The organism is Azospirillum thiophilum (genome assembly GCF_001305595.1).
Lineage (GTDB): Bacteria > Pseudomonadota > Alphaproteobacteria > Azospirillales > Azospirillaceae > Azospirillum > Azospirillum thiophilum.
This window is the reverse complement of record NZ_CP012407.1, coordinates 110,222-127,744: the sequence shown is the minus strand read 5'-3', so window position 1 is coordinate 127,744 and position 17,523 is coordinate 110,222. Positions and strand designations below refer to the sequence as shown.

Below are 17,523 nucleotides of genomic sequence, written 5' to 3'. Positions count from 1 at the left end.
AGAAGCCGCGTTTCCATGCGGCGGGTCCATCCGCGCGGACTGGGCTTTGTCGGGGCCGAATCGTTGGGGGTTGCCATTTCCGAGTTCTCGCCGGCCTTCATCGAGGCCTTCAACAACGGCGCCGCCCTGTTCCAGGCCGGACGCTTCGACGAAGCGGCCGAGACCTTCCGCCGGCTGGCCGAAGAGCATCCCGGTGTCGCCACCCTGCACGGCAACCTCGGCCTCTGCCTGCGTGCCGCCGGCCGGCCGGAGGAGGCGATGGAGCCGCTGCGCCAGGCGCTGCGCCTGCGTTCCGCCTATCCGGACGTGCTGAACGCGCTGGGGGGCATCCTGATGGACCAGCGCAACTTCGACCATGCACTGGTCGCCTTCCGGGAACTGGCGCGTCAGAAACCGGATTATCCGGGCGTGCTGCTGACTCTCGGCAACCTGTTCATGTTCACCGGCGACGGAGAACGGGCGCGCGCCACCTACCGGCTTGCGCTCGTCGTCGAGCCGGACACCGCCGTCAACTACAACAATCTGGGCGCCGTCAATCTCAGCCTAGGCCATCCTCATGACGCGGCGCTGCACTACCGCCGTGCGCTCGCCATCGACGTCGGCAAGCCGGAATACCGCAAGAATCTCGGCACCTGCCTGCTGATGGCCGGCGACTATCCCAACGGCTCCGTCGCCTATGAAGGCCGGCTGGAGCAGGGGGTCTGGCGCAAGCGCAACATGCCGGGCGTGCTGTGGCAGGGCCAGCCGTTGGCGGGCAAGACCCTGCTGGTGCATTTCGAGCAGGGGCTGGGCGACTCCTTCCAGTATATCCGCTATGCTGGCGTGCTGAAGCGGATGGGCGCGCGGGTGCTCTACGAATGCCAGCCGGCGCTGAAGCGCGTGCTGTCGACCGCCCCCGACCTGGACGGGCTGTTCGCCTTCGGCGAGCCGCTGCCGGCCTATGATTACCACGTCTCGCTGATGAGCCTGATGCACCGGCTGGGCACCACGCCGGACAATGTTCCCGGCGGCGTGCCCTATATCCGGGCCGAACCGGAGTTGGCGGCCCGCTGGGCGGAGCGGCTCGACCGGCTGGAGGGCGGCAAGCGTCCGGCCTTGCGCGTCGGCATCAACTGGCACGGCAACGAGACCGGCAAGTCGATCCCGCTGGAGTGCTTCGAGGCGATGGGCCGGCTGCCCGGCGTCCGGCTCTACAGCCTGCAGAAGGTGTCGGGCCTCGATCACCTGGAGCGGCTGCGCGACCGGGTGGCGGTGACCGGACTGGGGGCGGATTTCGACGCCGGCCCGGACGCCTTCCTCGACACCGCCGCGGTGATGGCCAACCTCGATCTGGTCATCACCTGCGACACCTCGGTCTGCCATCTCGCCGGCGCCATGGGGCGGCCGACCTGGGTGGTTCTGAAATGGTTCGCCGACTGGCGCTGGATGCGCGACCGGCTCGATAGCCCCTGGTATCCGACCATGCGCCTGTTCCGTCAGGCGACGTCCAACGACTGGGCCGAGGTGATGGCCAGGGTGACGGCCGAGGTGGCAGCGGAAGTGGCAGCGGAAGTGGCGGCACTCTCCGCCCCGGAGGGCGGGCGATGACCGCTGGAACGACCTCCGCCGCATCCTCTGGGCCGCCCCCGGGGACCATGACCATCAATGAAGCGGCGCGGCTGGCGCTGGACCATTTCCGGGCCGGCCGGGCCGCGGAAGCCGAGCGGCTGTGCCGGGCGATCCTGGATGCCGTTCCCAACCAGGGCGAGATCCTCCAGCTGCTGGGCGTGTCGGTGATGATGCAGAACCGGCCACAGGAGGCGGAAAGTATCCTGCGGCAGGCGATCTCCGTCCGGCCCGACCTTGCCGACAGCCACGGCAATCTCGGGACCGTGCTGCAGTCGCTGGGCCGCATGGGAGAGGCACTGGCGGCGCACGACCGCTGCGTCCTGCTGGGCCCCGCCGCAGCGGAAGGCTACATCAACCGCGGTTCGGCCCGGCTGACGCTGGGCGACCGCGACGGGGCGGCGACCGACTTCGCCCGCGCGCTGCGGCTGCGGCCCATCGACTCGCTCGCCGCCGCCAACCTCGGCGTGGCCCTGCGCGAAGGCCATCGCGTGGCGGAGGCCGAGCGCGCGCTGCGCCGGGCGCTGGTCGCCGATCCCGCCCATGGCGAGGCGATGCTGGGCTATGCCCATGTCCTGCGCGAGTTGGGACGCTTCGCCGAGGCGCACACGGCCTACGAGCGGGCGGTGGCGCTGACCCCGGCCAAGACCGAGGCGCTGTGTTATCACCTGTATCTCAAGCAGACGCTGTGCGCCTGGACCGACTACGACCGTCTTTGCCGGATGGTGACGGACACCATCGACCGCGATGTCGGCGTGGTCATCCCGCTCGCCGCCCTGTCGATCGATACCACGCCGGCCCAGCAGGACCGCGCCGCCCGGATGTTCTTCGACCGGCTGATCAAGCGCGCCTCGTCGGTGCCGATGCCGGCGCGGCCGGAGCCGCGACGCGACGGCCGGCTGCGCGTCGCCTATGTCTCGGCCGATTTCCACGAGCACGCCACCGCCTATCTGGCGGCCGAGCTGTTCGAGCTGCATGACCGCGAGCGGTTCGAAGTGCTGGCCTATTCCTACGGACCCGACGACGGCAGCGCGATGCGCAAACGGCTGGTCCAGGCCTTCGACCATTTCCGCGACATCCGCAGCGTGCCGCTCGACGCCGTCGCCCGCCGCATGGCCGACGACGGCGTCGACATCATGGTCGACCTGAAGGGCTACACGAAGCAGACCCGGCTCGACCTGCTGTCGCGCCGGCTGGCGCCGATCGAGGTCAGTTACCTGGGCTATCCCGGCACCATCGGCTGTCCGCACATGGACTATGTGATCGGCGACCGCTTCGTCACCCCGCCGGAGCACCAGCCCTTCTATGCCGAGCGGCTGGCGATCCTGCCCGACGCCTACCAGATCAACGACCGCCGCCGTCCGCTGCCGGACCGGGTGCCGTCCCGCGCCGAGTGCGGCCTGCCGGCGGACGGCGTCGTCTTCGCCGCCTTCAACACCGCCTACAAGATCAGCCCCGCCATGTTCGCCCTGTGGATGCGCATCCTGAAGCGCGTGCCGGGATCGGTGCTGTGGCTGTTCGAGGCCAACCCGCTGGCGGCCGCCAACCTGACGGCGTCGGCCCAGGCCCAAGGCGTCGATCCGGCCCGGCTGGTCTTCGCCCCGCCCCGCCCGCTGCCGGACCACATAGCCCGCTACCGCGTCGCCGATCTGGCGCTCGACACCCTGCCCTACACCGGCCACACCACCACCAGCGACGCGCTGTGGGCGGGCTGCCCGGTGGTGACCTGCCTGGGCGGAACCTTCGCCTCGCGGGTGGCGGCCAGCCTGCTGAACGCCGCCGGCCTGCCCGACACCGTCACCCGCTCGCTGGCCGAGTATGAGGAGATGGCGGTGGCGCTCGCCGGCGATCCCGGACGGCGAGCGGCCTTGCGCAAACGGCTGGAGGATGGGCGGATGACGGTGCCGCTGTTCGACAGCCACCGCTTCACCCGCAACCTGGAGCGCGCCTATCAGGTCATGTGGTCTCTGCACAGCGCCGGCCGGCCGCCGCAGGGCTTCATCCTGCCGGCGGGGTGACGAGAAGCCGGCTGAAGGGAAAATGGGGGCTTCAGCCCCCGCTCTCACCCAGGATGGCGCGCCCCCGCTCCAGCAGGTTGCCGCCGGTGAACAGGTGGCCGGCGACACCGGCCGCCTGCGCGGCGGCCATGTCGGTGTCGCGGTCGCCGATGACGAAGCTGCTGGCGGTCTCCACCGGCCAATGGGCCATCAGGTCGCGCAGCATGCCGGCCTCCGGCTTGCGCCAGTCGGACGCGCGGCGGTAGCGCTCCACCGCTCCCTCCGGGTGGTAGGGACAATAGCGGACATCGTCGGGATGGGCGCCGTTGCGGCGCAGTTCCTCCCGCATCCAGCCATGGAGGGCGTGGATCGCCTCCTCCCCGTAGTGGCCGTGGGCGACGCCCGCCTGGTTGGTGATGAGGAAGACGTAATAGCCGCGATCGTTCAGCAGCTTGACGGCATCCATCGCCCCGTCGACCCACTCGAAATGGTCCCGGCGGTGGACATAGCCGTGATCGAGGTTCAGCACCCCGTCGCGGTCGAGGAAGGCGGCCGGCCGGCGGTGCCATTCGGCCGCGAGAGCATCGGCCCGCGCCAGATCCTGGGGGATGCCGATGTCGATGAAGGCGCCGTCGTAGCAGCGCCCGGCCAGTTCGCCCCGTTCGGCCAGCCCGGGCAGCACGTCGCGTTCCAGCGAACAGGGGCCGGCCGGAATATGGTTAAGGATGCGGCGGTCCATCCAGTAGATGCCACCGTTGATGAGTCCCTCTCCCCCCTGCTCCGGCCGTTCGGCAAAGGCGCGGATCCGCTCGCCCTCCAGGCGGACGGCGCCATAGCGCGCCGCATCCTCCACCCGGCGCAGCGCCACCCGTGCCAGCATCCCGTCGCCGAGCGGCGCCGTCAGATCCAGATAGTTGATGTCGAAGAAGGAATCGCCGTTCAGCAGCAGGAAGCGCTCGTCCAGCGCGTCGCCGGCCTGGACCAGGGCGCCGCCGGTGCCGGCCGGCTCCCCCTCGATCAGGTAGGAGAGCGCGACACCGAAGCGGCTCGTCCGGCCGTCGTCCGTGGCCGCCGCGGCGCAATAGTCGCGCAGCACCCCGCCCCGGTAACCGCCCAGCAGCAGCACCCGCTCGAAGCCGAAGCGGGCGAGGTTGCCGATCAGGTGATCGAGGAACGGCTTGCCCGCCACCTCCAGCAGGGGCTTCGGCGTCAGGCGCGTGCGTTCCCCCAACCGAGTGCCGAGGCCGCCGACCAGGATGACGCATTGGCGGGGAAGCGGCGGCAGGGTGGGGCCGTCAGCGGAAACAGCCGCGGGCGGCGTGCCGTGGGGGGGCATGCTCATGGGGCGATGCGCGTTCTATGTCGGGGGTGGGCAAGGGGTGGGGACGATCCACCTATCACGGCGTCTTTCCGCCAGTCCAGGCCTCATGCCGCCACATGTCCTGGCATGCCGAAGCATACCGCGATGGGTTCGGAGATGTGCGTTGATCGGACGCGGACGCCTGCCCGCGCCGGAAGGTCCGGTGCCCACACAAGCCTTGCGCCCTCAACGGTTGCCGGACTACCAATGCCGCGGCTCGTTCCGTTGGCTTCGCCGGCTTCCGACCGGCCCAGCGCCGTCCGCCTATCCCGCCGCTCGCCGCGTGCCCCCGTGCCGCTGACGGCGGCTGCTCCGTCTTGTCGGTAGAGGTCACATCATGTCCCAGTCCCTGAACATCCTCGTCACCGGCGGTGCCGGCTATCTCGGCTCGATCATGGTCCCGGCGCTGCTCGATGCCGGCCATTCGGTGACCGTACTCGACAGCTTCATGTTCCGCCAGGCGTCGCTGAGCCATGTCTGCGCCCATCCGAAGTTCGATCTGGTCCGCGGCGACGCCCGTGACGAAGCCACCCTGCGCAGCCTGACGAAGACCGCCGACGTCGTCATTCCGCTGGCGGCGCTGGTGGGCGCCCCGCTGTGCGACGCCGACAAGATCGGAGCCGAGACCATCAACCGCGACGCGGTGGTCACCCTCACCAGGATTCTGTCGCCGTCGCAGCGCCTGGTGATGCCGGTCACCAACTCCGGCTACGGGGTCGGGGAACAGGGCAAGTTCTGCACCGAAGACAGCCCGCTGAACCCGATCTCGCTCTATGGCCGGACCAAGGTCGAGGCCGAGAAGGCGGTGCTGGACCACGGCAACTCGATCAGCTTCCGTCTGGCCACCGTGTTCGGCATGGCGCCGCGCATGCGCATCGACCTGCTGGTCAACGACTTCGTCTACCGCGCCGTCAACGACCGCGCCGTGGTGCTGTTCGAGCCGCACTTCAAGCGCAACTACATCCATGTCCGCGACGTGGCCCGCGCCTTCCTGCACGGGCTGGAGAATTTCGAGACGATGCAGGGCCGCCCCTACAATGTGGGCCTGTCCGACGCCAACCTGTCGAAGTGGGAACTGTGCGAGCGGATCCAGAAGCACCTGCCGAAGTTCGTCTTCCTGGAGGCGCCGATCGGCGAGGATCCGGACAAGCGCGACTACATCGTCTCCAACGAACGGATCGAGGCGACGGGCTACAAGCCGGCCTTCTCGCTGGATGACGGCATCCAGGAGTTGATCAAGGGCTATCGCATGATCCGCAACGCGGTCTACGGCAACGTCGTCTGAGCGCCGTAGCACCGTTATTCGGGATGGCATATGGGGACGGCCGGGCTGGAAGATCGGAGCCGGCCGCCCTCACATATTCCCATATTATAACGCTGTAACAAGCCTTTCCCACCTGGGATATCGTCCAGTGACAATGGCAATGGATTATTTGCCGGACAAATGGCAGTCCTGCAGGAACCCTTGATTCATTGTGGAGTGGCAGGGTAAAAGCATTTGGCCTTTGGCGTATGCTATTCGATGTGGCGTGGGATCCGGCGGCGTGCCTTCGACCTTCGGCAAGAGGTCTTTGCGTGCAGCCTCATCATCGCGACTGGATCGTGGCCCCTGTTCATCTCTTCGCGGGATCCGTATCAATGACATCCCAGTATACCCCGGAGACCATCGCTAGGCTGTACCGCTCCCTCTACTTCATCCGCCATTACGAAGAGCGGGTGGCTGCGATCTACCCTTCGGACAAGATCAAGAGCCCGGTGCACCTCTCCATCGGCCAGGAATTCATCTCGGTCGGCGTCTGCGACGTTCTGCGGCCGGACGATGCCGTGTCGGGCACCTACCGGGGACATGCCGCCTATCTGGCGAAGGGCGGCGATCCGGCTGCGATGATGGCCGAGATGTACGGCAAGGCGACCGGCAGCGCCGCCGGACGCGGCGGCTCCATGCATCTGATCGACACCAAGGCCAATGTGCTCGGCGCCTCCGCCGTGGTCGGCACGACGATCCCGATCGCCGCCGGCTACGCCCTCGCCCTGAAGCGGCAGAAGACCGACCGGGTCATCGTCGCCTTCTTCGGCGACGGCGCGTCGGAGGAGGGCTGCTTCTACGAGACGCTGAACTTCGCGGCGCTGCATAAGCTGCCGATCCTGTTCGTCTGCGAGAACAACTTCTACGCCATCCACGAGCCGCAGTCGAAGCGCTGGGCGACCGACCGCTTCTGCGAGCGGGTGGCGACCTTCGGCATCGATGCGCGCAAGATCACGTCCGGCGACCTGTTCGAGGTCCGCGACACCGCGGCCGAACTGGTGGACAAGCTGCGCCGCGGCGAAGGGCCGGCGCTGATCGAATGCCACGCCTACCGCTGGCGCGAGCATGTCGGCCCGAACGAGGATTACGACCAGGGCTACCGTCCGCGGACGGAAATGGAGCCGTGGGAAGCCCGCGACGAAGTGCCGCGCATCGCCGCCCTGCTGCCGGAGGCGGAGCGCGCCGCCATCGAGGCGGAAGCCCAAGCCGCCATCGACGCCGCCGTCGCCTTCGCCGAGCAAAGCCCCTTCCCCGCCGCCGAGGAGCTGTACCGTCATGTCTTCGCCTAACGCCGCGACGCGCCAGCTCCGCTACGTCGACGCCCTGGCCGAGGCCGTATCCCAGGAAATGGCGCGCGACGAAAGCGTCTTCGTCTTCGGTCTCGACGTCGACGACCACAAGGCGATCCAGGGGTCGACCCGTGGCCTGCTGGAGCGCTTCGGGCCGGAGCGCATCTTCACCACGCCCTTGTCGGAAGACGCGATGACCGGCGTCGCCATCGGCGCCGCCATGGCCGGGATGCGGCCGATCCATGTCCACATCCGCATGGATTTCCTGCTGCTGTGCATGAACCAGCTCGTCAACATGGCGGCCAAGGCCCATTACATGTATGGCGGTGCCGTCAAGGTGCCGATGGTCGCCCGGTCGATGATCGGCAAGTCCTGGGGCCAGGGCGCGCAGCATTCCCAGGGCCTGCATTCGATGTTCATGCATGTGCCGGGGCTGAAGGTGGTGGCGCCGTCCAACGCCTATGACGCCAAGGGCTGCATGATCGCGGCCATCCGCGACGACAACCCGGTCATCTTCATGGAGCACCGCCTGCTCTATCCGACCGAGGCGCCGGTGCCGGAGGCCCCTTACACGGTCGAGTTCGGCCGGGCCCGCCGCATGCTGGAGGGCGGGGACATCACCGTCGTCGGCGTGTCGAACATGGCGATCGAATGCCTGCGCGCCGCCGAGCTGCTGCGCGAGGTGGATGTCGGCGTCGACCTGATCGACCCGATCACGCTGGTTCCGCTGGACATCGACACCATCGTGGACTCCGTGGCCCGCACCCGCCGGCTGCTGGTGGTCGACAACAGCTGGATCAACTGCGGCGCCAGTGCCGAGATCACCTCCCAGGTGTCGGAACGTCTGGGCGGCTCCGGGCCGCTGCAGATCCGCCGCATGGGCTTCGCCCCCACCACCTGCCCGACCACGCCGGCGCTGGAACAGCATTTCTACCCCAACCCCTCGACCATCGCCGAGGCGGCCTATGCCATGGCCCGCCCGAACGGCTCGCCCTGGCGCCCGGATCCCGAACACGCACGGCTGGCTTATCAGGCGCAGTTCAAGGGTCCGTTCTAAGAGATCCGTTCCGGGGGAGGCCTTCCAGGGGACCATTTGGGGCCTCCCGCGGCCGATGGTTGCGCGGAATGCTCTCCCCCGTCTTTATCACTCACGTCTGCGGCGCGCGGGGAAGGCCTTCGTCCCGCCGTCCGAACCATCCGGGGATGATCCATGTTCTATGAGCTTGCCGCGCCGACTTGGGGCGAGGAAGAGGTTGAGGCGATCCAGCGCGTGGTGAAGAGCGGGCGCTTCACCATGGGCGAGAATGTCGCCGCCTTCGAAGCGGCCTTCGCCAGCTATTTCGGCGCCAAATACGCCGTGATGGTCAATTCCGGTTCCTCGGCCAATCTGGTCGCGGTCGCCGCCCTGTTCTACAAGAAGGAGCGTCCGCTCCAGCGCGGCGACGAGGTGATCGTCCCGGCGATCTCCTGGGCCACCACCTACCACCCGTTGCAGCAGTACGGCCTGAAGCTGAAGTTCATCGACGTCGAGCTCGACACGCTGAACATGGACGTTTCCAAGCTGGAGCAGGCGCTGACCCCGCGCACCCGCGCGATCATGGCGGTGTCGATCCTGGGCAACCCGGCAGCCCTCGACGTGATGCGCCGCTTCGCCGACGAGCATGGGCTGTATTTCATCGAGGACAACTGCGAATCCATGGATGCCGAGCTGGGCGGCAAGAAGACCGGCACCTTCGGCGACCTGAACACCTTCAGCTTCTTCTTCTCGCACCACATCTCGACCATGGAAGGCGGGATGGTGCTGACCGACGACCTGGAGCTCTACCATCTGGTCAAGGCGATGCGCGCCCATGGCTGGACCCGCGACCTGCCGCACGACACCCCGCTGTACCAGCGCGGCGGCAACGACCATTTCGAGGCCTACCGCTTCATCCTGCCCGGCTACAACGTCCGTCCGCTGGAGATGGAGGGTGCCGTCGGCCTGGAGCAGCTGAAGAAACTGCCGGCCTTCACCGAGGCGCGCCGCAAGAACCTGGCCCTGTTCCAGTCGCTGTTCGCCGGGGATGAGCGCTTCATCATCCAGCGCGAGAACGGCAAAAGCTCCGCCTTCAGCTTCACCATCATCCTGAACCCAAAGCGCCCGCAGGACCGCAAGGCGGTGTTCGCCGCCCTGACCGAGGCCGACATCGGCTTCCGCATCATCACCGGCGGCTGTTTCCTGCGCCACGACGTGATCAAGCATTACGATTACGAGGTGGTCGGCGGCGTCGAAAACGCCAATCTGGCGCATGACCAGGGCTTCTTCGTCGGCAACCATCCCTTCCCGCTCGACGAACAGATCACCCGCCTGCACAAGGTTCTCGACGCGGCCTGCCGCTGAGATCCCCGGTTCGAAATGAAAACGGCGTCCGCTTCTTCAGGAGCGGGCGCCGTTTTCATTTGCGCATGACGGATCAGCCCAGCGTACGCTTCACGATCAGCGACAGCTTTTCCAGCATCGCAGGGTCGCGGTGGCCGGGGGCGGTCATGATGGCGTTGTCGAGTGCGGTGTGACAGCCCTGGGCACAGGGGCCCTCGCGCCGCGCCACCTTCGGCGCCAGGGCCGAGACCAGCGACCGCGCCTTGCCGGCGTTGGCGACCACCACCTTGATCACCGCATCGACCGAGACATGGTCGTGCCCGTCGTGCCAGCAATCGTAATCGGTGACCATGGCGACGGTCGCGTAGCACATCTCCGCCTCGCGGGCGAGCTTGGCTTCCGGCATGTTGGTCATGCCGATGACGTCGCAGCCCCAGCTGCGGTACAGGTTCGATTCGGCGACGGTGGAGAATTGCGGCCCTTCCATCACCATGTAGGTGCCGCGCCGCTGGTGCGGGATGTCCAGCTCGACCAGCGCCTGCTCGATCAGGTCGCCCAGCCGGCCGCAGACCGGATGGCCCAGCGCCACATGGGCGACCAGCCCGCTGCCGAAGAAGGTCTTGTCGCGGGCGAAGGTGCGGTCGATGAACTGGTCGATCACCACGAAGCTGCCGGGCGGCAGATGCTCCTTCAGCGAGCCGACCGCGGAGACCGACAGGATCTCGGTCACGCCCAGCTGCTTCAGCGCGTGGATGTTGGCGCGGAAATTCAACTCCGACGGCGGGATGCGGTGGCCGCGGCCATGGCGCGGCAGGAAGACCAGCTTCCGGCCCGCCAATTCGCCGGTCAGCAGCTCGTCGGACGGGTCGCCGAAGGGGGTCGTCACCTTGACCCAGCGGGTGTTCTCCAGCCCGTCGATGTCGTAAAGGCCGCTGCCGCCGATCACGCCCAAAACCGTTTCGCCAACTGCACCGTTGCTCATGTCCCGCTCTCTCCGCTGAAGCTGGTGGGACTATTCCGAGCACACCGGGAGAAAGCAACAGCGGACCTCGGGCGGAGTGCAGAAAACCACCGGTCGCCGGAGGAGCCCGCAGGCATTTCCCAAGAGGCTTCCCGTGACGCGCAGGATGCTGCATTCGGCGACCGTTGGGCTGCGGCCTCCCGCCAAAAGTGCATTGATGCCGGGCCGTCCACCACCTAATCTCGCCAGCTCGGTTCTGGAACCAGGCCGGTTTTGACCAGTCCGGCTTTTGATGGAGTGTCATGTCATGCGGATCGACGGGGCGGCCTATCGCACCATCTGGCCGGAGGGCGATGGCGTCGTCGCCATCATCGACCAGACCCGGCTGCCGCATGATTTCGCCGTCGTCCGCCTGACCGGCCTGGAGGAGGCCGCCCACGCCATCCGCGCCATGCTGGTGCGCGGCGCCCCGCTGATCGGTGCCGCCGCCGCCTATGGCGTGGCCCTGGCCCTGCGCGCCGACGCCAGCGACCGCGGGCTGGAACGGGCCTGCGCCACCCTGCTGGCGACCCGGCCGACGGCGGTGAATCTGCGCTGGGCGCTGGAGCGGATGCGCGGTCTGCTGGCGCCGCTGCCGGAAGCGCAACGCGTCGGCGCGGCAGAGGCGGAAGCCGCGGCCATCGCCGACGAGGATGTGGAGATCAACCGCGCCATCGGCCTGCACGGTGCCGCCTTGATCCGCGCCGCGGCGGCGCGCAAGGCACCGGGGGGGCCGGTCAACGTGCTGACCCACTGCAACGCCGGCTGGCTCGCCACCGTCGACTGGGGCACGGCGCTCGCCCCGGTCTATGCCGCCTTCGAGCAGGGCATCCCGCTGCATGTCTGGGTGGACGAAACGCGGCCGCGCAACCAGGGCGCCAGCCTGACCGCCTGGGAACTGAAGCACCACGGCGTTCCCCACACCGTGATCGCCGACAATGTCGGCGGTCATCTGATGCAGCACGGCAAGGTCGACCTGTGCATCGTCGGCACCGACCGCACCACCGCGACCGGCGACGTCTGCAACAAGATCGGCACCTACCTGAAGGCACTGGCCGCGCACGACAACGGCGTGCCCTTCTATGTCGGGCTGCCCTCGCCGACCATCGACTGGACCATCGCCGACGGCGTGCGGGAGATCCCCATCGAAGAACGCGACGGCCGCGAGGTGAGCGAACTGACCGGCCGCACCGCCGACGGCCGGATCGAGACGGTGCGCGTCACCCCCGACGGCAGCCCGGTCGCCAACTACGGCTTCGACGTGACGCCGGCCCGGCTGGTGACCGGTCTGATCACCGAACGCGGCGTCTGCCCCGCCTCACGCGAGGGACTGCTGGGGCTGTTTCCGGAGCGGGGCTGAGAGACTGTCCTGAGGATTATTTCCGAGGGCGGCCGCGAAGCATCCGCCAGATCATGGGGATGCGGATTGACCCCATCACTATTGAGTGTTATCAGCGTAAAGGGCAATGTTAGGAAACACCTTGGCGCTAGCCCATCATTTAAACAGAGCAGATTATTATGCGGCAATCGGTAATCGACTTTAGCCCGTCCGTCCCTATGCTGCTGCCGAACGGAAATACCGTGCCGACAGAACTAATTGATGAGTGGGTTGCGAAGTTACCCCAAGGGAAACTCATTCGTGACGCCCAGCAATATTTGCAGCTGCACATTACGGAATGCGGTGGCACGAGTTTCCTAGTAGCGTTCCAACGGGCCTTCCCGGATCGCAACAAACCGCTAACCTTCCAAGAAGAGGTAGATTGGTTTGAGGCACAACCGGAGTCATATCGGCACAATTTGCGGTGGGTGCACATCCACGTAAAGCGGAACATCCTTCATGTGCTGTCCGCAAAGACGGCCGTGGTCAGCATGGTCCGCGACCCAGTTCAAAAGGCCATGAGTTCGTTCTATTGGCAGGTGAAACACCGGGGTCAAGGGTTGAAATGGGTGCTTCCCGACATCGAAGCCGGGATGCCATTCGAGGAATGGATCACGACCCCAAGCGGGCGCAGCAACATCCAGCATGGCACTTTTGCTGCCTGGGTGAAGGTGTTGACGTCTCCGCAGGCCAGATGGGAGACGATAGGCATTGATATGTCCGTTGAAGCCGCGCTCGAAGCCGCTGATCGGCATTGCGCCTTTATCGGGTTGACCGAAGCCTTTGATGCGTCAGTGTTCACTCTGGCTGCGCTGATCGGACTCCCGGCAGCGCCGATGTGGGAAGTCCACTGCTCCAGCACCAGCAGTCGCCGTAAAGAAAATCTGGACACCGAGACGCTAGGGCGGCTTGAGGAAATGCTGGCCGACGACATCAAGATTTATAATGTGTTGCGACAGCGCTTCTATGACCGTTATGGCCCAGCCGTGGAATACTTCAACACCAACGTCGGCACGCTGAAGCGAGCCTAAATCCCAAAGTCTATTTGGGAAGACGTTGAGTTTGATATCTTTGTTGTTAATCAGAGAGGCGGCCCGCAGGCAAACACACTGGGAGCCGCCTTCTTATCAGAGAGCGCCGGCCAGAGCGGCCCGTTCGGCTCGGGTCTGATAGGCCGACCCCTGAGCTGCGCGAGCCGCCTCGTAGGCTGGGGCAGCGCGAGCGACCTTGGCCTCCAGATGGGCTGCAGCAGCCTCCGACCCGAACTCTGCAGACACATCTAAATCCCAAAGTCTATTTGGGAAGACGTTGAGTTTGATATCTTTGTTGTTAATCAGAGAGGCGGCCCGCAGGCAAACACACTGGGAGCCGCCTTCTTATCAGAGAGCGCCGGCCAGAGCGGCCCGTTCGGCTCGGGTCTGATAGGCCGACCCCTGAGCTGCGCGAGCCGCCTCGTAGGCTGGGGCAGCGCGAGCGACCTTGGCCTCCAGATGGGCTGCAGCAGCCTCCGACCCGAACTCTGCAGACACATGGGCGAACCACGCGTCTGGATCCACGACGATGTCGGCCAGTACAGCGCGTTGGTAATCGCTCAGCATTCCAGCCTCCCCGCGAAAGACGTGTAGATCGCACTCGCCGTCGTGCCGAACACCGATACGCCTTTGGTGCCGTTCGAAACCTTGACCCGCATGAAAGCGATGTCCCCGGCGTCCATGTCCACGAGGCGGGAGCCGGCCATGATCACCGCGTTCCCGGTCGCGTCCCGCACCGCCGCCGCATTGATCTGACTAAGGAAATGCAGGCGGTTGCTCGTCTCCAGGATCAGTTCGGCGCGCGTGTGCGTCGCGCCGACGATCAGGCAGACCGTGCAGTCGAACCGGTAGCAGCCGGTCACCGGTGCGGTGAAGATCCCGGTCGCCGGGTTGTGGGCGTTGGTCTGGTCGAAAATCTCGGTATCGCACAGGATGGTGCAGAGCGTTCCATCCCCCGTTGCGTTCAGTTGCTGGGACGACAGGAAGGCCAGGAAGGCGGGCTGTCCGGTGTTCCGTACGGCGCCGCCGAAGGTCGCTCCGCTCAGCCGGGCATAGCGGGCGTCGGCATCGCCCAGGGTGGGGACCGCGTCAGCCGAGCCGGTGCCGAGCGGGCGCTTGGCGAACAGGGTGGAGCCGGTCTGCTCGACCAACCCGACGGCGGTGTCCAGTCCGGCAAGCGCGCCCAGGGCGGGAGCGGCCGGCTGGTAATAGCTGCCCTGCTGTCCGTCGAGCAGGTCGGCGTCGCACCCTGATCCGGCGCCGTCGTTCCCGCCGTGCCAGACAGGATGGCTGTCGACCTGCAAGGCTCCCGCCAGGCCGACGGTTCCGGGCGCGACGCGGTAGAAGCCGGTGGCGACGTCGCCGGCGAAGACCAATCCCGGCGCCGCCGCGGTGCCGGCCGGCAGAGTCACCGTGCCGGTGAAGACCGGCCGCCCGGTCGACGCGCCGACGGGCGCGAAACTGTAGCGTGAGGTCACAGGCTGCCTCCCCGATAGAACGTCACGCCCACTTCGCACGCCTGTGCCGCGCTGATGCCGATGGCGGCGATCCCCTTGATGAAACGCGGCCCCGGATTGAGTTCCGGCGCCCCGCCGCCGAGATCGTCCACCACCGGCACGGCCGCCGGCCCGTCATACTGAACCCAGACATTGGCCGTGGCGTTGACCAGCATCATCGTGGCGCCGGCCGGCACCGGCAGCGTCTTGCCCTGGCCTGGGGCCATCACCAGGGTGTGGCGGCTGTCCGACACGCCGATCACGTCCAGACACCGCCCCATGTCGTCGGTGGCGAGGAGCAATCCCTTCATGGTGGTCCGCTTCCTTTCCTATATGGCGCAATATAGGAGCCTTATCCGCTTTCTGACCGGCATATCAAGATATAATTCCTAATTTTGGCGTTCGCTCGGTGGCCGGCGGAAGCGGTCACTCCGGCATCGCTCCCACCATCTCCCGGCAAAGTCCGTGGATGCGGTCGATGTGGCGGGAACGGAGCAAGGTGTCGATGGGGGCGGAGTCCAGTCCTTCAAGAAGAAAGGCGTAGAAGCGCAGGAACAGGCGCCGCGGCAGCGGCGGTGTGAAGTCCGGTCCTCCGGCTGCCTGGGCGGTAAACCAGCCGGCCGCCACCGCGGCGTGGGCGGAGAGCTGCGTCGCCGGCCTGCCGGCCACCGCGTCCAGAACCGCGGCCAGATTGGCTGGAGCGCCCGCCTCCAGCCAACCGAAAGGATCGCGTGGAATGGCCTCGGCCTGCCACGTTGCCTCGGCGGCCGGCAGGTCGGCCAGCAGCGCTTCGAACCGGGCGAGCGGCCGGGCGAAGCGGGCGAGGGCCGCGTCGTCATGGGTGGTCCGCCATTCGCCGACTTCACCCTTGGCGGCGGTCAGGCGCTCCGTTCCCTGCTCGGCGCTGGTGCGCAGCATGGCCTGGCGTGCCGCATGGAAGCTGGAGCGTTCCAGCGCGCGGACGATCCCGTCATCCGGCCGCGCCTGCCCCAGGTGGGCGAGCACGCGGCGCACCGTCCCGACCGGATCGGCACGCATGCCTTCGAAGGTGACGGTCAGCAGCGGCACCGTCTCGCCGACGGTCAGCCAGAACAGGGTGAACAGCAGATAGGTCTCGGGCGGCGGCAAAAAGAACAGGTTCGGGAAATGGTCGGGCCAGACGTCCAGGCGGTCGAGATAGGCGTGGTAGCCGAGGGCGTGGGCGTAGTTGCGCCGGTACAGCGAATGGATGGCATCGCGCGGATCGCGCAGGTAGAGGATGACGGCCTCGCCCGGCCTGCGGGCAAGATCGAGACGGTGCTCCCACACCACCTCCAGGCCGTCGCGGAAGCGCAGCGGCTCGTCCTGGTGCAGGATGGGCAGGTGCCATTTGAGCAGGCTCAGCGCCGGCTCATCCAGCGTCCAGCCGTCGCCGCATTCCCGCCAGGGGCTGCCGCCGCCCGTGCCCTTGGCCGTACCCCAATGCGTGGTGCGGATGCCCAGTTCCAGCAGCATGTTGACCAGCCAGGCCACTCCGCAGGCAAAGGGCGGGGAGGTCAGGATGGCCAGGGACGGCGCAGCGGCGCCGGTGCAGGCAGCGCCTTCTCCTACACCGGCAGCGGGAAAGGGCAGACCGGCCACACCCCCGCCCGGAACCCGGCCCGCTCGCGCGCGTAGAGTCCCCAGGCCAAACCGAACGACCATGCGTAGCTGTCGGGAACGTTGGCGTAGGGCGTTCCAACCCAGTAATCGACGTTCCGCACATCCTCGAAACCGGCCCGATGCATCAGGTCCAGCAGGTTGGAACAGCCATAGTCGGTGAGCGAGCGCAGTTCCTCCCGCTCCGGCAGGCGCCAGCCGTCCAGCCCGCAATACCCGGCATAGCATCGCGGCACCATCTCCACGGCGGCGTCCCTGGGCATGGCCAGATTCAGCGGCGACGCCCAGGCCAGCCCCATGAGGCGGTCGACCACCACCCGGCCGGCCGAGCCTCCGTCGCGCACCTCGAAGCGGTCCGCCGGCCAGGGCGTGCCAAGGCGCAGGTCGCCATCCTGGCCGCGCCCGCTGCCGTCCGGCAGGGGCTGCGGCACCAGATCGGCGCTGTAGCACAGGGTCTGTCCGGTCTGCAGGATGCGGCTCGGGCCGCTGTTCCGGCCACGCACCGGCAGCACATGATGGGCGCACCACGCCTTGTAGCTGGTGTGGACGTTGCCGCTGTTGGTGAAATGGACGTGCCACGCCTGGTCGGGATGACCGTGGCAGGTGGTCGAACTCCAGAAGTTGCAGTGGGTTTCGAGGTTGCGGAAGCCGTTCTCCATCAGCCAGAAATGGCTATGCGGCACCGCCTCGTTCACCAGGCTGGCCAGCTCGTTGACGTTGGGCAGGCGCCAGTCCGCGTAACCGGCGAAGGCCGCGGCGTTCAGCCCGTCGATATAGTCGAACACCGCATAGCCGACCGGCCGGCCGGAGAGGTCCAGATCGGGCAGCGGCCCGAAGCAGCCGGTGCGCAGCGTCGGCAACTCGGCGGGCGGCGCGGCGAGGGGACCGGACCATGGCTTCCGCCCGCCCGGCACGCCCGGCAGATCGGGCGTGCCGCCATCGGCGCGCCACATCAGGCCGGTATCGGCATCGGTGATGGTGCCGTCTCCATGGTCGATGAAACGCCGGCTCATAACCGTCTTGTTCCTCAAGTCGGGGGATTCTGGAGCGGGGCGGGCGGAGTG

The 17,523-nt window shown here is 67.2% G+C and carries 15 protein-coding genes; 8 read left to right on the top strand and 7 right to left on the bottom strand.

Features of this window, described 5'->3' with window-relative positions; all coding sequences use genetic code 11:
* The first annotated feature begins 15 nt into the window (after positions 1 to 15).
* Positions 16 to 1,587, top strand: a complete 1,572-nt coding sequence (locus AL072_RS31845; RefSeq protein ID WP_052710396.1) for a tetratricopeptide repeat protein — start codon at positions 16 to 18, stop codon at positions 1,585 to 1,587.
* Between the two features lie 47 nt (positions 1,588 to 1,634).
* Entirely contained in the window at positions 1,635 to 3,623 is a 1,989-nt protein-coding gene (locus tag AL072_RS31840) for an O-linked N-acetylglucosamine transferase, SPINDLY family protein (RefSeq protein ID WP_045585451.1), read from the top strand.
* Positions 3,624 to 3,654: 31 nt separating this feature from the next.
* On the opposite strand, the gene AL072_RS31835 is transcribed toward AL072_RS31840, so the two are convergent.
* The gene (locus tag AL072_RS31835) at positions 3,655 to 4,944 is read right to left on the bottom strand and encodes an HAD-IIIA family hydrolase (RefSeq protein ID WP_082109335.1); all 1,290 of its coding nucleotides are present in this window, start codon (positions 4,942 to 4,944) and stop codon (positions 3,655 to 3,657) included.
* 355 nt (positions 4,945 to 5,299) lie between these two features.
* On the opposite strand from AL072_RS31835, the gene AL072_RS31830 reads away from it, so the two are divergent.
* The 4 genes from AL072_RS31830 to AL072_RS31815 all read left to right on the top strand — a co-directional run bounded on the left by AL072_RS31830 (position 5,300) and on the right by AL072_RS31815 (position 9,937).
* The gene (locus AL072_RS31830) at positions 5,300 to 6,247 is read left to right on the top strand and encodes an NAD-dependent epimerase/dehydratase family protein (protein WP_200909999.1); all 948 of its coding nucleotides are present in this window, start codon (positions 5,300 to 5,302) and stop codon (positions 6,245 to 6,247) included.
* Between the two features lie 353 nt (positions 6,248 to 6,600).
* Positions 6,601 to 7,557 carry a thiamine pyrophosphate-dependent dehydrogenase E1 component subunit alpha gene (locus AL072_RS31825; RefSeq protein WP_045585450.1) on the top strand — a complete coding sequence of 319 codons (957 nt, stop codon included), beginning with the start codon at positions 6,601 to 6,603 and terminating at the stop codon, positions 7,555 to 7,557.
* On the top strand, positions 7,544 to 8,614 hold the full coding sequence (locus AL072_RS31820) for an alpha-ketoacid dehydrogenase subunit beta (RefSeq protein ID WP_045585449.1): 1,071 nt from the start codon (positions 7,544 to 7,546) through the stop codon (positions 8,612 to 8,614). The genes AL072_RS31825 and AL072_RS31820 overlap by 14 nt, the downstream gene beginning before the upstream one ends.
* A 153-nt stretch (positions 8,615 to 8,767) precedes the next feature.
* Complete coding sequence (locus AL072_RS31815) at positions 8,768 to 9,937, top strand: DegT/DnrJ/EryC1/StrS family aminotransferase (protein ID WP_045585448.1); 1,170 nt, start codon at positions 8,768 to 8,770, stop codon at positions 9,935 to 9,937.
* 73 nt (positions 9,938 to 10,010) lie between these two features.
* Here AL072_RS31815 and AL072_RS31810 read toward each other — a convergent pair whose 3' ends face one another.
* Entirely contained in the window at positions 10,011 to 10,898 is an 888-nt protein-coding gene (locus AL072_RS31810; protein ID WP_045585447.1) for an S-methyl-5'-thioadenosine phosphorylase, read from the bottom strand.
* Positions 10,899 to 11,184: 286 nt separating this feature from the next.
* Here AL072_RS31810 and mtnA point away from each other — a divergent pair, with 286 nt between their 5' ends.
* On the top strand, positions 11,185 to 12,276 hold the full coding sequence (gene mtnA / locus AL072_RS31805; RefSeq protein ID WP_045585446.1) for an S-methyl-5-thioribose-1-phosphate isomerase: 1,092 nt from the start codon (positions 11,185 to 11,187) through the stop codon (positions 12,274 to 12,276).
* A 197-nt stretch (positions 12,277 to 12,473) separates the two neighbouring features.
* Positions 12,474 to 13,325 carry a sulfotransferase family 2 domain-containing protein gene (locus tag AL072_RS31800; RefSeq protein WP_144428453.1) on the top strand — a complete coding sequence of 284 codons (852 nt, stop codon included), beginning with the start codon at positions 12,474 to 12,476 and terminating at the stop codon, positions 13,323 to 13,325.
* Positions 13,326 to 13,673: 348 nt separating this feature from the next.
* Here AL072_RS31800 and AL072_RS31795 read toward each other — a convergent pair whose 3' ends face one another.
* The 5 genes from AL072_RS31795 to AL072_RS31775 form a co-directional block, all read right to left on the bottom strand.
* Positions 13,674 to 13,892, bottom strand: coding sequence for a hypothetical protein (locus tag AL072_RS31795; protein WP_045585444.1), 219 nt, complete (start codon positions 13,890 to 13,892; stop codon positions 13,674 to 13,676).
* Complete coding sequence (locus AL072_RS31790; RefSeq protein ID WP_045585443.1) at positions 13,886 to 14,803, bottom strand: C1q-like domain-containing protein; 918 nt, start codon at positions 14,801 to 14,803, stop codon at positions 13,886 to 13,888. The genes AL072_RS31795 and AL072_RS31790 overlap by 7 nt, the downstream gene beginning before the upstream one ends.
* Positions 14,800 to 15,132, bottom strand: coding sequence for a hypothetical protein (locus tag AL072_RS31785; protein WP_014189879.1), 333 nt, complete (start codon positions 15,130 to 15,132; stop codon positions 14,800 to 14,802). Before AL072_RS31785 ends, AL072_RS31790 begins: the two co-directional genes overlap by 4 nt.
* 115 nt (positions 15,133 to 15,247) lie before the next feature.
* A complete protein-coding gene (locus tag AL072_RS31780; protein ID WP_045585442.1) occupies positions 15,248 to 16,441 on the bottom strand; it encodes a sulfotransferase domain-containing protein in 1,194 nt (397 codons plus the stop codon).
* Positions 16,408 to 17,472 (bottom strand): Lcl C-terminal domain-containing protein, encoded by a 1,065-nt coding sequence (locus tag AL072_RS31775; RefSeq protein ID WP_045585441.1) that lies wholly within the window; start codon positions 17,470 to 17,472, stop codon positions 16,408 to 16,410. Before AL072_RS31775 ends, AL072_RS31780 begins: the two co-directional genes overlap by 34 nt.
* Positions 17,473 to 17,523: the final 51 nt, after the last annotated feature.

Coding starts and splice junctions, on each gene's coding strand:
- AL072_RS31845 (WP_052710396.1), top strand. CDS start 16: ATGCGGCGGGTCCATCCGCGCGGACTGGGCTTTGTCGGGGCCGAATCG.
- AL072_RS31840 (WP_045585451.1), top strand. CDS start 1,635: ATGACCATCAATGAAGCGGCGCGGCTGGCGCTGGACCATTTCCGGGCC.
- AL072_RS31835 (WP_082109335.1), bottom strand. CDS start 4,944: ATGAGCATGCCCCCCCACGGCACGCCGCCCGCGGCTGTTTCCGCTGAC.
- AL072_RS31830 (WP_200909999.1), top strand. CDS start 5,300: ATGTCCCAGTCCCTGAACATCCTCGTCACCGGCGGTGCCGGCTATCTC.
- AL072_RS31825 (WP_045585450.1), top strand. CDS start 6,601: ATGACATCCCAGTATACCCCGGAGACCATCGCTAGGCTGTACCGCTCC.
- AL072_RS31820 (WP_045585449.1), top strand. CDS start 7,544: ATGTCTTCGCCTAACGCCGCGACGCGCCAGCTCCGCTACGTCGACGCC.
- AL072_RS31815 (WP_045585448.1), top strand. CDS start 8,768: ATGTTCTATGAGCTTGCCGCGCCGACTTGGGGCGAGGAAGAGGTTGAG.
- AL072_RS31810 (WP_045585447.1), bottom strand. CDS start 10,898: ATGAGCAACGGTGCAGTTGGCGAAACGGTTTTGGGCGTGATCGGCGGC.
- mtnA (WP_045585446.1), top strand. CDS start 11,185: ATGCGGATCGACGGGGCGGCCTATCGCACCATCTGGCCGGAGGGCGAT.
- AL072_RS31800 (WP_144428453.1), top strand. CDS start 12,474: ATGCTGCTGCCGAACGGAAATACCGTGCCGACAGAACTAATTGATGAG.
- AL072_RS31795 (WP_045585444.1), bottom strand. CDS start 13,892: ATGCTGAGCGATTACCAACGCGCTGTACTGGCCGACATCGTCGTGGAT.
- AL072_RS31785 (WP_014189879.1), bottom strand. CDS start 15,132: ATGAAGGGATTGCTCCTCGCCACCGACGACATGGGGCGGTGTCTGGAC.
- AL072_RS31775 (WP_045585441.1), bottom strand. CDS start 17,472: ATGAGCCGGCGTTTCATCGACCATGGAGACGGCACCATCACCGATGCC.